This window comes from Acinetobacter sp. Ver3, assembly GCF_000632455.1.
Classification (GTDB): Bacteria; Pseudomonadota; Gammaproteobacteria; order Pseudomonadales; family Moraxellaceae; genus Acinetobacter.
In genome coordinates this window covers 1-14575 of record NZ_JFYL01000009.1, presented here as the reverse complement: position 1 = coordinate 14575, position 14575 = coordinate 1, and the positions used below count along the sequence as shown (strand labels likewise).

Genomic DNA, 14575 nt, shown 5'->3' with positions numbered 1-14575 from the left:
ATGGGCGAACATGTGTTCACTAGCATTATTGTACAGTTGTATTGTTTAAACCGTAACAGAATACATCATTGTATAAATTCGACTTTGGACGAATTTCAAAAAATAAATTAGAAAAAATAATCAAATAAAGTTATGAATTTAAATAGATTATAGGTGAGACATCATTAACTTGGGATAATCAGTAATTAAGCCTTGAACTCCTAAATCTTTAAGCTGTTTCGCACGATCTATATGATTGACTGTCCAAATACTAATATTTAAATTTGCGGAAAGTGTGGATGCAATGATCTCATTTGTAGCAAGTTCGTTCATCCAACCAATTTGACAACATTCAAATTTCAAAGCTTGATCAATGGCTGCATGCTTTATATCGGTTTCAACCAGTAATCCACGCTTAAACCTTGATTTTTGCTGTTGAAGGGCTTGATGAATTTTAGGATCGAAACTGGTGATAATGGCGGAATCTTCAAAGCCTATTAATTGTTGATCTAAGGCTTCGACAATCTTTTCTGCGGCCTTCATCGATTCAACAGCTTTGACCTCAACTTCAATATGATTAAAATTATGAATAATTTTGAGGGTTTGATCGAGTAGCGGTGTAGCTTCGACTTTATTCCATTCAGACCACGTTACGGCATGATTATACTGCGCTAAATCTTGCTCATCACATTCGTATAAATGTTTAGCTTGGCCCGTAGTACGAACAAAGTCATCATCATGCATCACGATCAGCGCATTATCTTTGAGTTGACGAACGTCAAATTCTACAGCGCGGATACCAATATCTTGAATATATTGAAATCCACCGAGGGTGTTTTCAGGTGCTTCCCCACGCGCACCACGATGACCAATTATTTTCATAAAACACCCTGAAATTTCAGGGTGATTTTAGTGCTAAATCATGAATGAAATATGACGATTTTTAATCAAAATTTTGATTAAAAAAGCATTTTAAGTGGATGGGGCAATCAACATGCAGACCTTTTTACACTTTTAAGGTCAGGCCTCAATCGTCTCATTGATATTCTTTTGCCAAAGCACTTCTGAGCCACCTTCAGCACGTTGTAAGGTACGAGATGCGACGAATAACCAATCAGATAAGCGGTTCAAAAGTTGCAATGATGTGGCTTGGATATTTTGATCACGTTGATGAACAGACATCACGCTACGTTCAGCTCTACGGCAGACAGCACGTGCTTGATGAGCAAAACTGCAGACTAATGTACCAGCTGGCAAAATAAAGTCTTTTAGCATGGGTAATGCTTCGTTCATACGATCAATATCATTTTCTAAAAATTCAATACATACTGGTTGAACCAAGTTAAATCCAGGAATGCAGACTTCGCCGCCTAAATCAAATAACCAATGTTGAATCAGACTGAGTGATTTATCCCATTGAGCTTTGTCTTCAATGCTACTTAAAGCAATGTGCGAACGTAATACACCAATGGTCGCATTGAGTTCATCGACATCACCTAACGCATCGATACGTAAATCATCTTTAGGTACACGTGAACCATCGCCTAGTCCGGTAGTGCCCGTATCTCCCGTGCGGGTATAAATTTTACTTAAACGGTGACCCATGAGGTTTCCTTTAAATTTTTTTAAGTGCTAGATATGAAAAGAATCATGCCATAGGCATGACATGATTCTCAAAAGTATTTATGAGTCAAAGAATGCTTAGTATCTGAATGTCACACCAGCAGAAGCTAAACGTCCACCATTGACATAATATTGCTCACCAGCACTGTGAACAGTTTTATAGTTCACATCACCAACGTTTTCAATATTGGTAAACAGTTTTACATGCGGGTTAAGGTTCCAGAATGCATTTAAGTCTACTCGAGCATATCCTGGAATATCTTGGCTAAAATCCTTTGCTTTTGATTTGGCAACGAGCGAAGCACTTAAACCATAATTTGCATTTTGTAAACCTGCTGAAACAGTAACTGATTGACGAGGACGACGTAATAACTCAGTATTTTTTTCAGTATCTTCAGTTTTGATATATGTATAGCCTGCATTGATAAAGTACTGATCATTTGTCCACTGTGCTGTCAATTCACCGCCTGTCATTTGTGCTTTATCAACGTTTTGGTTTTGGTAAGTTGGGAACGTATTCACCCAATCGCCATCACAAGTACTGACGCAGATTGAATTAATTAGATTATCAACTTTGGTATAGAAAGCAGAAGCACCCAATGAAATATTAAGTGGGAGTTTTTGATCAATACCAATTTCATAAGAAATGCTTTCTTCTGGCTTAAGTTGTTCATTACCACCATAGGCATATAGATCATTTAATGTAGGTGCTTTAAATGCAGTGCCAACATTGGTGTAAATACTTGTTGTAGGAAGCAATTGGTATCTGAGTGCACCCTGCATGACTGTGTGTGAACCAAACTTTTCATTGTCTTCTAAGCGGATGCCAGCTTGCGTACTCAAGCCATCGGCTTGATATTGATGCTGAATATAGTAACCTGTTGAATTAATATCTTCGTTTAATGCATCGGTTTTAGCTTCAATATTACGTTGGGTCACACCAACTAGAATATTTTGGGCTGGTACATAATTCCATTTGCTATAAAGCTCAGCCTCTTGAGTTGTACTGTGTACAAAACTATTAGAAGTTACTTGCTCCAAATCATCTTTAAATTGGGATAAACGTGCATGAACTTCAAGCTGATCAGTTGGGTTAATGCGTCCCTTTGCATTTATGATTTCATTTTCAAAATCTTGACTTGAGAATGTACCCCAGTTGTTGTATTCCCCATTTCCTGAGTTCTGACTGAAATCTAAAGATGCAGCATAACGTTTTTGATCTATACCAAACTTGGCACTATAACCTTTTTGATCAAAGCTATAGTTACGTTTATCATTCATATTAAATACTGGCGTACCGTCAGTTTCTAATATTTGACCTCGAACTTGTGCATAGATGCCATTTTCAGCTAAATCTGCGCCAACAATCGATTTATAGGTGTTATTTTCACCAATTTCACCTGTAATAAAAGCTGTAGTTTTTTCTGGTGTGCGCGTGACAAATTGAACCACCCCTCCAATTGCATCAGTTCCATAAAGTACAGATGCTGGACCTTTTAGAACTTCAATTTGTTTAAGATCAGTGGTGTCTAAAAATGGAATAGAGGCAGCACCAGTTGTCGCTGTATTTAAGCGGACGCCGTCACGTAGCACTAGAGTTTGATTTGAATTCGTGCCTCGTAAAAAAATTGAAGTTTGTTGACCGTAACCGCCAGATTGAACCACGTTAATGCTAGGATCTGTTTTAAGTAGGTCTGGCAGAGCTTTAATTGGTGACTGTTCGAGAATCTGTGGCTGGATAATTGAAATACGTGCAGGTACGTTTTCAAGCTTTTCTTCTGAGCGAGTAGCTGTGATTACAATAGTTTCTAAAGTTGCATTAGAAGTTGTTTGTTCTTGAGCAAAAACTGATGTAGTAAAACCCATCGCAATAGCGATTGCACCAACCAAAGCTGTTGGTTGACATTGAATAGACATAACGTGCTCCATACATTCACTTCCCCGTGAATGATTGAGTGGAAGAACACAACAAGCAGGTATCCGGACTCAAATGTAGTAACTGGATTACTTACATTTCCACCTTCCCACATATGACATGCAGTGGTGTAAATCTCTAAAAATCAGAAATCTATTGAGAAATGTTTTTCATTTTTTACCGTTGCGGGGGCAGTGTTGGATTTTCACCAACTTCCCTAAAGCGATTGCTTTGACTTGTTGCAATTTGAGCGCAGTATAAAGAGCGCTTCTCATTTAAACAATCTTCACACCGAATATTCTGAGTGAACTTTACGCAAGATGAAAAAATTGCTTTACAATGAAGCGCCCAAAAATGATAGATCGGCTATGATGAGGGTGGATTAGAGCTAGAATAGATGCGAACTCGTGCAAAAATATGCGGAATTACCCGATTAGAAGATGTCCAAGCTGTTGTGCAAGCTGGTGCGGATGCTATAGGATTTGTGTTTTTTCCACCAAGTCCAAGACACGTAGATGTTGAGCAAGCATCACTGTTGGTTCAAGCGATTCCTGCTTATGTGCAATCAGTTGGATTATTTGTTAATAGTTCAGCCGAAGAGATCCAAAACATACTTAAAAAAGTCCCTTTAGATATTTTGCAGTTTCATGGCGATGAAAGTCCAGAACAGTGCAAACAAATTGCTCAGGCAGTGGGTCGCCGCTGGTATAAAGCAATTCAAGTAAAACCAGAACTAGATATCGTTGAAGAAATCAATAAATATCAAAAGTTTGGTGCGAGTGCTGTGTTGTTGGATGCATGGCATCCAGATTTAAAGGGCGGAACAGGCCACAGCTTTGATTGGACAACATTTCCAAAATTAAATATTCCATTGATCTTGGCAGGAGGACTAAACCCTGACAATATCGAGCAAGCAATTCTTACAACACAAGCATATGCTGTGGATGTGAGCGGCGGTGTAGAGTCCGCAAAAGGTATAAAAGACCAACAACTCGTAGAACGCTTTATGCAAGGAGTCCATCGTGGATCAGCAAACCGTTAATCAACAAGATCAAGTGATTGACTATACCCAATACCCTGATGCAAAAGGGCATTTCGGTATCCATGGCGGACGTTTTGTGTCAGAAACTCTAATGGCTGCACTAGAAGATCTAGAGCAACTGTATTTCCGAATGAAAAATGACGAACAGTTTTTGGCAGAATTCGACCGTGACCTCGCTTTTTATGTAGGTCGTCCAAGTCCGCTTTATTATGCTGAGCGATGGTCAAAGGAGTTGGGTGGTGCACAAATCTATCTAAAACGAGAAGACTTGAACCATACTGGCTCCCATAAAGTAAATAACACGATTGGTCAGGCTTTGCTGGCAAAGTTATCAGGCAAAAAACGTATTATTGCTGAGACTGGTGCAGGTCAACATGGTGTGGCAACAGCGACCATCGCAGCGCGTTTAGGGCTTGAATGTGTTGTATACATGGGTGCAGATGATGTGAAACGCCAAGCGATGAATGTATATCGTATGCGTTTATTGGGCGCGACTGTTGTTCCTGTCGAAAGTGGTTCTAAAACATTAAAAGATGCCATGAATGAAGCCATGCGTGATTGGGTAACAAATGTCGATTCTACCTATTACGTGATTGGTACAGTTGCAGGTCCACATCCATATCCTCAATTGGTACGTGATTTCCAATCGATCATTGGTCGTGAAGCACGCCGTCAAATTCAAGAGCAAGCAGGTCGTCTACCAGATGCACTGGTTGCTTGTGTCGGCGGTGGTTCAAATGCGATGGGCTTGTTCTATCCATTCCTGAATGATCAAGATGTGAAAATGTACGGTGTCGAAGCTGCTGGTTACGGTATTGAAACTGGTAAACACTCTGCTCCATTAAATGCTGGTCATGTTGGTGTGCTGCATGGTAACCGCACTTATCTTATGTCGGATGCACAAGGTCAGATTATTGAAACACACTCAATTTCAGCAGGTTTGGATTATCCTGGTGTAGGCCCAGAGCATAGCTTCTTAAAAGATATGAAGCGTGTTGAGTATGTTCCAATTAATGACAATGAAGCATTACAAGGCTTCCGCGACTTAACTAAGATTGAAGGTATTATTCCTGCACTTGAAAGTTCGCATGCGATGGCATATGTGACTAAGTTGGCTCCAACGATGTCTAAAGATCAAATTATTATTGCAACGGTTTCAGGTCGTGGTGATAAAGACTTAATGACAGTTGCACGCATTGATGGCGTGGAAATGGTAGAAATGTAATTCATCCTTTAAGCCTCTCCCTTTGGAATGAGAAGCACTGCTTCGTAAGGGGAGAGGTGCTATTTAGAAAATCGCATTTAAGCCATTGGATGCGATTTTTTTATGCGCTCTAGAAAAGCTAAAATATTTTCCTAAAATTTGATTTTTGGATCGGTGACATGGATGTCGTCTGTATTTCTGTGATACAGGCAAGTATCATCAGAAATACAAAATGATTTTGTTACTTTTACCGAAAAAAAGTAAGGCAGTTTGGAGTGTGAATCTATTTGAGATTCAGATTTGAAGAGCTATTTCATGGACTTACTTTTACGTTACTTTGGAAAAGCCCAAAGTAACCGAAGGCTTTCTGTTGAGCAGATATTACATTCTTGTAATACTGCTCAACGGGGGACATCCATGTCGCCACCACGTATCCATTATCGTTGAATTGGTCAGGTTAATCTTTAAACCCTGTATAAAAATCAGTAACACAGCCAATCCATTCTTTTCAGTAGTGGCAAATCCAAATTCAGGTATGATTAATGGTCTTGTCAAAGCCAAAGGAAATCAACCATGCCAAGCCTATTTCTTGTAATGCTCGGTGGTCGTCATGCACGTGCCAATACTGAAGTGCATGATGTGGTTTTGGCTGTTGGGGATTCACTAGAAGAAGTCTATCCTCAACTCAAAAATGCTTGGTTTGGTGAGCAGAAAGGCTTACATATTGATGCTTGGGCGAAGGTAAATGGAGTGGAATATAATGAGCAGCAATTCCAAATCCATTTTACAGATGCAGCTCCTAATGAAAACGAAATGAAACTCTGGCTGATTAATTTAGGTGGGTACCACGTTAAAGAGTTCGGAGAGCTACATCGTTATGTATTAGTACCCGCTTTAAATAGTGCATCGGCTAAAGAACGTGGTAAATCATTCTTTGGAAAAGATTGGCAAAAACAGCACACAGATCGAGTTTTGGATGTAGATGATTGTATTGCCATTGATCAAGTTCATGGTCGTTATGTGCAATTGATTGAGGGTCAATTTAAAGAAGGGTACTGGGAAAATACATACATCACGATCGGATAATTTTTAATAAAGAACAAATTTACAATCTATATGAATTTATGTGCTAAGAATAGTTAAATAAAATCTTTATGTGGAATAAGTACTGGAATCCAGAGTTTGTCTATATATCAGTGATTCGAGTGATTACATATCAATAAAACCGCTATTAAATATGTAAAAAACGCATTTTATTGATAGATGAATAAAAGCTATGCTGTGCTTCGTTAAAATTAAACTACTAGCTGTACGCCATGTATTTATATACTGATTTCGATCAGCAACTGATCAATGAACGTGTTGCACAATTCCGTGATCAAACGGAACGTTATTTAGCTGGAAAGCTTACTGAAGATGAATATCGTCCATTACGTTTACAAAATGGATTATATGTTCAGCGTTATGCGCCGATGCTTCGCGTCGCTGTACCTTATGGTTTGATGAACTCTAAACAGCTTCGTAAAATTGCTGAACTCGCTAAAGCGTATGACCGTGGTTATGCACACGTTTCTACTCGTCAAAACTTTCAATTTAACTGGCCAGCATTAGAAAATGTGCCAGACATGTTGCAAGAGTTGGCATCAGTTCAAATGCATGCGATTCAAACATCTGGTAACTGTATTCGTAATACAACAACAGACCAATATGCAGGTGTCGTTGCTGGTGAAATTGAAGATCCAAGACCGACATGCGAATTGATTCGTCAGTGGTCAACTTTCCATCCAGAATTTGCATTCTTGCCACGTAAGTTCAAGATCGCAGTTTCTGCACTTGCTGAAATCGACCGTGCTGCAACAGCATTTCATGATATCGGAGTGTATATCGTTCGCAATGAAGCGGGTGAAATGGGCTATAAAATCATGGTTGGCGGTGGTTTAGGTCGTACACCGATCATTGGTGCTGTGATCAAAGAGTGGTTACCACGTGAAGACCTTATTGCTTACTTAGAAGCAGTACTTCGTGTGTATAACTTACATGGTCGTCGTGATAACAAATATAAAGCTCGTATCAAAATCTTGGTAAAAGCTTTAACACCTGAAGTTTTTGCTGAAAAAGTTGAAGCTGAATTTGCGCATACAATTAAAACTTTAAAAGTTGATGTAGATACTCTGGCGAAAATGGACCAGAACTTTACACCATTTGCGTACCAAGATTATGCAGATGAAGACTTCTCAGAACTGTTTGCTACACATCCGAAATTCAAACAATGGTTTAACATCAATACCAATGCACACAAAGTGAAAGGTTACCGCATCGTAACAATTTCATTGAAACGTGCAGGCGTTGCACCGGGTGACGTGACCACTGAAGAAATGAACTTGATTGCTGATCTTGCAGATAAGTACACTTTTGGTGAATTGCGTACCACGCATGAGCAAAATATTGCCCTTGTTGATGTACCGCAAAAAGATTTATTTGAGCTTTGGACGATTCTTGAAAAGAATAACTTGGCTCGCGCGCACATTGGTTTCTTAACCGATATTATCTGCTGTCCAGGTGGTGATTTCTGTTCATTGGCAAATGCGAAATCCATTCCGATTTCTGAAGCGATTTCACGCCGTTTTGATGATCTAGATACAATTTACAACTTAGGTAAATTGGACTTGAACATTTCAGGTTGTATGAATGCCTGTGGTCATCACCATGTGGGTAATATTGGTATTTTAGGTGTCGATAAGAAAGGCGCAGAATTCTACCAAATTACATTGGGTGGTAATGCAGACCATGATGCATCGATTGGTGACATCTTAGGACCATCATTTGCTGCTGAAAAAGTACCAGATGTGGTGGAAGAAATTTTGAACACTTATCTTGATTTACGTCAAGAAGGTGAAGAGTTCATTGATACTTACCGTCGTGTAGGAATTCAACCATTTAAGGAGCGTGCATATGCTTAATACCGCACTACAAGTGCTCTCTAAGAATGGCACGATTGCAGACAATACTTATCAACTGATTGGTGAAGATGGCGTATTGCCACAAGGTGATGTGGTTTTAACGGTGGAGCAGTTAGACCAGCTTGCCAATGTTTCAGGTAAAAAAGCACTTTACCTAACCGTAGATGCCTCACCTGAAAATAATGAATTCCCACTTGATCAGCTTGATGCAATTTTTATTGAGTTTGCAGGTTTTAATGATGGTCGTGGGTATTCATTTGCCGCATTGTTACGTCGCCAAGGCTTCCAAGGCGAACTTCGTGCAACAGGTGATGTATTCAAAGACGTGTTGAACTACATGAAGCGTGCTGGTTTCGATACTTTCGTGATTAAAGAAGGTAAAGACATTGCAGAAGCAGCGGCAGGTTTAAACGACTTTACTCAACCTTATCAAGCGTCGACTGCTGTACCAAAACCAAATTATCAAACGGGTGCTTAATTTTATTAAGTGATAAAAAAGCTGAACTTAGGTTCAGCTTTTTTTATTTAATGGAAACAAGATTTAGGTATTCATAGTTCAGCCTAAGCGCTATTCAAAATGACACATAGAAGGTCAAAGTTTAATCATATGTCTATTTAGAGCAGAATTTTTTAATTCATTCAGAAATATATAGCGACAAAGCCTTTAGTGCAGCGGTTTTTTATATGATTCAATTGATCGATTAAAACTGATTTAAATGATAAATTTGCTCCAAAAAAGTGCAGTTTATTGTAGTATGTTAGTATTCATTTGATCATTTTTGGTGCGGGTTTTTCTCCATTCAATCAGACTGTTTTGCGGTATATGTTTAGTACTCAGTCTAGTGATCTTGCCATCATTTAAATAGTGAAGCAGTTGTTATGCAAAATTTGATTCGTATTGGTATTGTCGGTTATGGCAACCTCGGTCGTGGCGTTGAAACGTCAATTCACAAGAACCCAGATTTAGAGCTTGTGGGAATTTTTACACGCCGTGCACCTGAATCAGTGTCTCCTTGCTTTAGTGACACGAAAGTTTTTCATATGGATGACTTAAATGACCGTCAGGACAAAATTGATGTGTTGATCTTATGTGGTGGATCTAAAGATGATCTTCCAAAACAAACACCTGAATTGGCAAGTAAATTCAACACAGTAGATAGTTTTGATACGCATGCACGTATTCCTGAGTTTTTTGAAGCAGTGAATGAGCGTGCACTTACTAACAAAAAAACGGCAATGATTTCGATTGGTTGGGATCCAGGCATGTTCTCAATTAATCGTTTATTTGGTGAGGCATTACTACCAGATGGTGAAACCTATACTTTCTGGGGTAAAGGTTTGAGCCAAGGTCACTCAGATGCGATTCGCCGTGTGGCAGGTGTTAAAGCAGGTGTCCAATATACAATTCCATCACAAGATGCGATTGATAAAGTTCGTAGTGGTTCACGTCCTATATTAACCACTAAAGAAAAACATACTCGTGAATGTTATGTTGTGCTTGAAAATGGTGCTGACGCTGAAGCCGTAAAGCAGGCGATTGTGACCATGCCAGACTATTTTGCAGAGTACAACACGACTGTGAACTTCATTGATGAAGAAACGCTTCGTAACGAGCATAATCGTATGCCCCACGGTGGATTTGTCATTCGCAGTGGTCATAGTAGTGCAGAGCAGACTCAAGTAATGGAGTTTTCGTTGAAATTAGATAGCAATCCTGAGTTTACTGCAAGTGTACTTGTGGCTTATGCACGTGCATGCTACCGCATGAATCAAATGGGTCAATATGGCGCGAAAACTGTATTTGACGTTGCACCAGGCTTATTGTCAATGAAATCTCCAGAGCAACTTCGTAAAGAAATTCTTTAAGTCTAATAATTCAAAGTTATGCTTTGAATTGAGATTATAAAAAAGCCTCTAGCTAAGTAGAGGCTTTTTGATTTCCCCTCCTTTAGTCAAGGAGGGGTTAGGGGGGGGATGATTTAAATCTCCCCCAAGCCCCTCTTTGAAAAAGAGGGGCTTTAAAAGCTTTAGATTAACTCAATCGCTACTGCAGTTGCTTCGCCACCACCGATACAAAGCGCAGCAATACCACGTTTACCACCTGTGCGTTTAAGTGCATGGATTAACGTTAAAATAATCCGTGAACCTGTAGATCCTACTGGATGTCCTAAAGCACATGCTCCGCCGTTGATATTTACTTTTTCAGGGTCAAGTTTGAACTCATCAATAGGACACATCGTGACCATTGCAAAAGCTTCATTGATTTCCCAAAGGTCGACCTCTGCGACATTCCAACCTGTTTTATCGAGAACCTTTTGGATTGCACCCACTGGTGCAATCGTAAATTCAGATGGATGTTGTGAATTAGACGCATATGCCACAATTTTGGCTAAAGGATTTAAACCCTTTGCATGTGCTTGCTCAGATGAGCTGATAACCAAGGCTGAAGCACCATCAGAGATCGAGCTGGCATTGGCAGCAGTGATCGTACCATCTTTAGCAAAAGCTGGGCGAAGTGTTGGGATTTTATCGATGTTTGCGTTAAAAGGTTGCTCATCTTTATCTACAACGACATCTCCTTTACGAGTTGACACAGTAACAGGGACGATTTCATCCTTGAAGTAGCCTTCAGTAATCGCAGTTTGAGCACGCTTTAATGAACGTATTGCAAAGTCATCCATTTGCTCACGGGTATAGCCTTTAGTATTGGCCATATCTTGAGCAAATGAGCCCATCAAACGACCCGTTTCAGCATCTTCTAAACCATCGAAGAACATATGATCTTTGATTTCACCATGACCCATGCGGTAACCACCACGTGCTTTAGGTAAGATGTAAGGAGCGTTGGTCATAGACTCCATACCGCCTGCAACCACAAAATTTGCTGAACCAGCTTTAATCATATCAGCTGCTTGCATCACAGCTTTCATGCCTGACCCACATAATTTATTGATTGTCACTGCACCTGTCGAGTCAGGTAGTCCAGCTTTGCGCATGGCTTGGCGAGCAGGGCCTTGTTTTAAACCTGCAGGCAAAACGCAACCCATAATGACTTCTTCAATGTCTGCTGGCTGCAAACCCGAGCGTGAGATAGCCTCTTTAATGGTCACTGCACCCAGTTCTGGTGCAGTCACACTTGATAAACTTCCCTGAAAGCCGCCCATTGCTGTACGTGCACCATTAAGGATGACGATATCAGTCATTATTCTCTCCAATTTATTTAGCTTTGTTTTACAGCTTGAGTATATGTAATATCAGTACAATTAATATTGACTATAACGTGATAAATGTGACTGATAAGTTGTCATTCACATGTTTTAGCTTCTTCAAGACGAGTCTGTCCCATCATTGAAAGTCTAACGATTAGATTTGATTTATTTGAATGTGCACAGTATTTGAAATGTCCCATTGATCCACGTGGTAAACCAGAGTCTGGTTGGAAGGTGATCGTATTCTTGCTGGTAACTCCACCTTTCCAACTGAAATCACCATATTGGTAATCTGTCGAAGTTGCTTGAATAAGCTTTTCGTGAGGATCGAATTCTTGATTGTGATTCTGATCTAGAAAGATGATAAACCCTTTATGCCATTGACTGTTCGTACACGATTTTAAATCTTGAGAAGCACAGATAATCACAGGGCTTCGGTAACTTACAGCATTGGCTTTAGCTTGGCTGATAGCCTGCCGTACCGTGCTAAGAATTTGCGCCCTTTCTTGATTTTCACGAAATTCATGATAATGAGGGAGTGCTATCATCACAAGAATACTAATAATGACGATCGTGAAAATGAGTTCTAAAAGGGTAAAAGCAAGAGATTTACAATAGGAATACATTTTAAAGCTTCTAGTATTTGTTAATTATTTGAATTTATAGATAATCTTGGTGAAGTTATATTATAAGCTGAAGTGCTAAAAAATGATTACTATCACCTTTGAATGCTGTTAATATACCAAAAATGAAAAGATAAGTTATTCATGCTGATAAATTGAGTAAAAAATTACCGAATTACAACGGAAATTGTAAGTAATTTTGTCAATAATTTACTTGATTAAAGTAATCAAACACTTGGAATTCACTTTAAGTGTTTGTATGATTCAACATGAGTAGCTTAAAAAAAATACTGGGGTATAAAAAAGCCTATCTCAGGAAGCCATAATTATTTTAGGCTGAGCTTGAAAAACAATTGTTATCTCTGGAGGATATCCATGAAATTGAGTCGTATCGCACTTGCTATGCTTGTTGCTGCTCCATTCGCTGCTGCTAATGCTGGTGTAACTGTTACTCCACTATTAGTGGGTTACACATTCCAAGACACTCAACACAACAACGGTGCTGCTGATCACTTATCTGACAGCATTATCGAATTACAAGACGATTTATTCGTTGGTGCTGCGTTAGGTATTGAACTTACTCCATGGTTGGGTTTTGAAGCTGAATATAACCAAGTAAAAGGTGATATCGAAGGCACAATTACTGGTAATGATGTTGGCGAGTACAAGCAAACTCAAATCAATGGTAACTTCTATGTTACTTCTGATTTAATCACTAAGAACTATGACAGCAAAATTAAGCCATACGTTCTTTTGGGTGCTGGTCACTACAAATATGAATACGATGGTGTAAATCTTAAAGATGACGAAGGTACTTTAGGTAATGCAGGTGTAGGTGCTTTCTGGCGCTTAAATGATGCTCTATCTCTTCGTACAGAAGCTCGTGCAACTTATAACATCGACGAAGATTTCTGGAACTACACAGCACTTGCTGGTCTTAACGTAGTTTTAGGCGGTCACTTGAAGCCTGCTGCTGAAGTAGTAGAAGTTGCTCCAGTTCAACCAGCTCCAGCTCCAGTTCAACCAGCTCCACAAGAGTTGACTGAAGATCTTAACATGGAACTTCGCGTATTCTTCGATACGAACAAGTCTAACATCAAAGATCAGTACAAGCCTGAAATTGCTAAAGTAGCTGAAAAATTAAACGAATATCCAAATGCAACTGCTCGTATTGAAGGTCACACTGATAATACTGGTCCACGTGCGTTGAACGAACGTTTATCTTTAGCTCGTGCTAACTCTGTGAAATCTGCTCTTGTAAGCGAATACAATATTGATGCTTCTCGTTTAGCGACTCAAGGTTTCGCTTGGGATCAACCAATTGCTGACAACGCAACTAAAGAAGGTCGTGCGATGAACCGTCGTGTATTCGCTACGATTTCTGGTAGCCGCACAGTAGTTGCTCAACCTGAAGCAGCAGCTCAATAATCTTTAATAGATTGTAAAAAACAGCTCTTAGGAGCTGTTTTTTTTACCCCTTTTTTGTAAATGTGATATATTTCACAAAATATAATCAACTACACAATGAGAATAAAGATGAAATATAGTTTAATAGCAAGCTTATGCATTGCTTTAACTTTGGCAGCTTGTACAACGACAAAGATGCAATCAACTAATGGTGTACAAGACTTGGATCAAAAGATACTAATTGAATTAAAACAAGGTCTACCGCTGTATTTTAATCACAATTCCCGTCAAATAGATGTCCGATATGAACCTTATTTAACAGCAGCTTCAAAAATTCTGGCGCAGAATAAAAGTTTTATACTTCAAGTAGATGGGCATACAGATAATCGAGGGTCTATAGCAGCGAATCAAAAAGTATCACTTGAGCGAGCAAATGCTGTCCGTAATGAATTGGTGATGCAATATAATGTTGATCCTAAACAAATTTCGACTCAAGGTTATGGCCCAAATCAGCCAATCGCTGATAACACGACAGAAGAGGGTCGAGCATTGAATCGTCGAGTGAATTTAACCTTAAAAATACAATAAGATCAGAATCTAATAATAAAAAAAA

General features: G+C 39.3%; 13 protein-coding genes and 1 riboswitch. Of the genes, 8 read left to right on the top strand and 5 right to left on the bottom strand.

What is annotated here, in order from left to right; translation table 11 throughout:
- Positions 1-147 precede the first annotated feature (147 nt).
- The 3 genes from CL42_RS04320 to CL42_RS04310 form a co-directional block, all read right to left on the bottom strand.
- Entirely contained in the window at positions 148-861 is a 714-nt protein-coding gene (locus CL42_RS04320; RefSeq protein WP_035265555.1) for a glycerophosphodiester phosphodiesterase, read from the bottom strand.
- 138 nt (positions 862-999) lie between these two features.
- Positions 1000-1584, bottom strand: a complete 585-nt coding sequence (locus CL42_RS04315) for a cob(I)yrinic acid a,c-diamide adenosyltransferase (RefSeq protein WP_035265549.1) — start codon at positions 1582-1584, stop codon at positions 1000-1002.
- Between the two features lie 96 nt (positions 1585-1680).
- Complete coding sequence (locus CL42_RS04310; protein ID WP_035265548.1) at positions 1681-3519, bottom strand: TonB-dependent receptor plug domain-containing protein; 1839 nt, start codon at positions 3517-3519, stop codon at positions 1681-1683.
- 36 nt (positions 3520-3555) lie between these two features.
- Positions 3556-3772: riboswitch (cobalamin riboswitch) on the bottom strand.
- Positions 3773-3914: 142 nt separating this feature from the next.
- On the opposite strand from CL42_RS04310, the gene CL42_RS04305 reads away from it, so the two are divergent.
- From CL42_RS04305 to CL42_RS04280, 6 genes are all read left to right on the top strand, one after another.
- A complete protein-coding gene (locus CL42_RS04305) occupies positions 3915-4559 on the top strand; it encodes a phosphoribosylanthranilate isomerase (RefSeq protein WP_035265546.1) in 645 nt (214 codons plus the stop codon).
- Complete coding sequence (gene trpB, locus CL42_RS04300; RefSeq protein ID WP_035265544.1) at positions 4540-5784, top strand: tryptophan synthase subunit beta; 1245 nt, start codon at positions 4540-4542, stop codon at positions 5782-5784. The genes CL42_RS04305 and trpB overlap by 20 nt, the downstream gene beginning before the upstream one ends.
- A gap of 552 nt (positions 5785-6336) precedes the next feature.
- Entirely contained in the window at positions 6337-6849 is a 513-nt protein-coding gene (locus CL42_RS04295; protein ID WP_035265543.1) for a DUF1543 domain-containing protein, read from the top strand.
- 230 nt (positions 6850-7079) lie between these two features.
- Entirely contained in the window at positions 7080-8723 is a 1644-nt protein-coding gene (locus CL42_RS04290) for a nitrite/sulfite reductase (RefSeq protein WP_035265542.1), read from the top strand.
- The gene (locus tag CL42_RS04285; RefSeq protein WP_035265541.1) at positions 8716-9201 is read left to right on the top strand and encodes a DUF934 domain-containing protein; all 486 of its coding nucleotides are present in this window, start codon (positions 8716-8718) and stop codon (positions 9199-9201) included. The genes CL42_RS04290 and CL42_RS04285 overlap by 8 nt, the downstream gene beginning before the upstream one ends.
- A gap of 401 nt (positions 9202-9602) precedes the next feature.
- Complete coding sequence (locus CL42_RS04280) at positions 9603-10589, top strand: diaminopimelate dehydrogenase (protein ID WP_035265540.1); 987 nt, start codon at positions 9603-9605, stop codon at positions 10587-10589.
- Positions 10590-10750: 161 nt separating this feature from the next.
- On the opposite strand, the gene CL42_RS04275 is transcribed toward CL42_RS04280, so the two are convergent.
- Positions 10751-11926 (bottom strand): thiolase family protein, encoded by a 1176-nt coding sequence (locus tag CL42_RS04275; protein WP_035265538.1) that lies wholly within the window; start codon positions 11924-11926, stop codon positions 10751-10753.
- 101 nt (positions 11927-12027) lie between these two features.
- Entirely contained in the window at positions 12028-12558 is a 531-nt protein-coding gene (locus CL42_RS04270; RefSeq protein WP_035265536.1) for a GspH/FimT family pseudopilin, read from the bottom strand.
- A 372-nt stretch (positions 12559-12930) separates the two neighbouring features.
- On the opposite strand from CL42_RS04270, the gene omp38 reads away from it, so the two are divergent.
- Positions 12931-13983, top strand: a complete 1053-nt coding sequence (gene omp38 / locus CL42_RS04265) for an outer membrane protein Omp38 (protein ID WP_035265534.1) — start codon at positions 12931-12933, stop codon at positions 13981-13983.
- A 108-nt stretch (positions 13984-14091) separates the two neighbouring features.
- Positions 14092-14550, top strand: a complete 459-nt coding sequence (locus tag CL42_RS04260; RefSeq protein WP_035265532.1) for an OmpA family protein — start codon at positions 14092-14094, stop codon at positions 14548-14550.
- Positions 14551-14575 lie beyond the last annotated feature (25 nt).

Excerpts from the sequence above, each read along its gene's own strand:
- CL42_RS04320 (WP_035265555.1), bottom strand. The coding sequence starts at position 861 with ATGAAAATAATTGGTCATCGTGGTGCGCGTGGGGAAGCACCTGAAAAC.
- CL42_RS04315 (WP_035265549.1), bottom strand. The coding sequence starts at position 1,584 with ATGGGTCACCGTTTAAGTAAAATTTATACCCGCACGGGAGATACGGGC.
- CL42_RS04310 (WP_035265548.1), bottom strand. The coding sequence starts at position 3,519 with ATGTCTATTCAATGTCAACCAACAGCTTTGGTTGGTGCAATCGCTATT.
- CL42_RS04305 (WP_035265546.1), top strand. The coding sequence starts at position 3,915 with ATGCGAACTCGTGCAAAAATATGCGGAATTACCCGATTAGAAGATGTC.
- CL42_RS04295 (WP_035265543.1), top strand. The coding sequence starts at position 6,337 with ATGCCAAGCCTATTTCTTGTAATGCTCGGTGGTCGTCATGCACGTGCC.
- CL42_RS04290 (WP_035265542.1), top strand. The coding sequence starts at position 7,080 with ATGTATTTATATACTGATTTCGATCAGCAACTGATCAATGAACGTGTT.
- CL42_RS04285 (WP_035265541.1), top strand. The coding sequence starts at position 8,716 with ATGCTTAATACCGCACTACAAGTGCTCTCTAAGAATGGCACGATTGCA.
- CL42_RS04280 (WP_035265540.1), top strand. The coding sequence starts at position 9,603 with ATGCAAAATTTGATTCGTATTGGTATTGTCGGTTATGGCAACCTCGGT.
- CL42_RS04275 (WP_035265538.1), bottom strand. The coding sequence starts at position 11,926 with ATGACTGATATCGTCATCCTTAATGGTGCACGTACAGCAATGGGCGGC.
- CL42_RS04270 (WP_035265536.1), bottom strand. The coding sequence starts at position 12,558 with ATGTATTCCTATTGTAAATCTCTTGCTTTTACCCTTTTAGAACTCATT.
- omp38 (WP_035265534.1), top strand. The coding sequence starts at position 12,931 with ATGAAATTGAGTCGTATCGCACTTGCTATGCTTGTTGCTGCTCCATTC.
- CL42_RS04260 (WP_035265532.1), top strand. The coding sequence starts at position 14,092 with ATGAAATATAGTTTAATAGCAAGCTTATGCATTGCTTTAACTTTGGCA.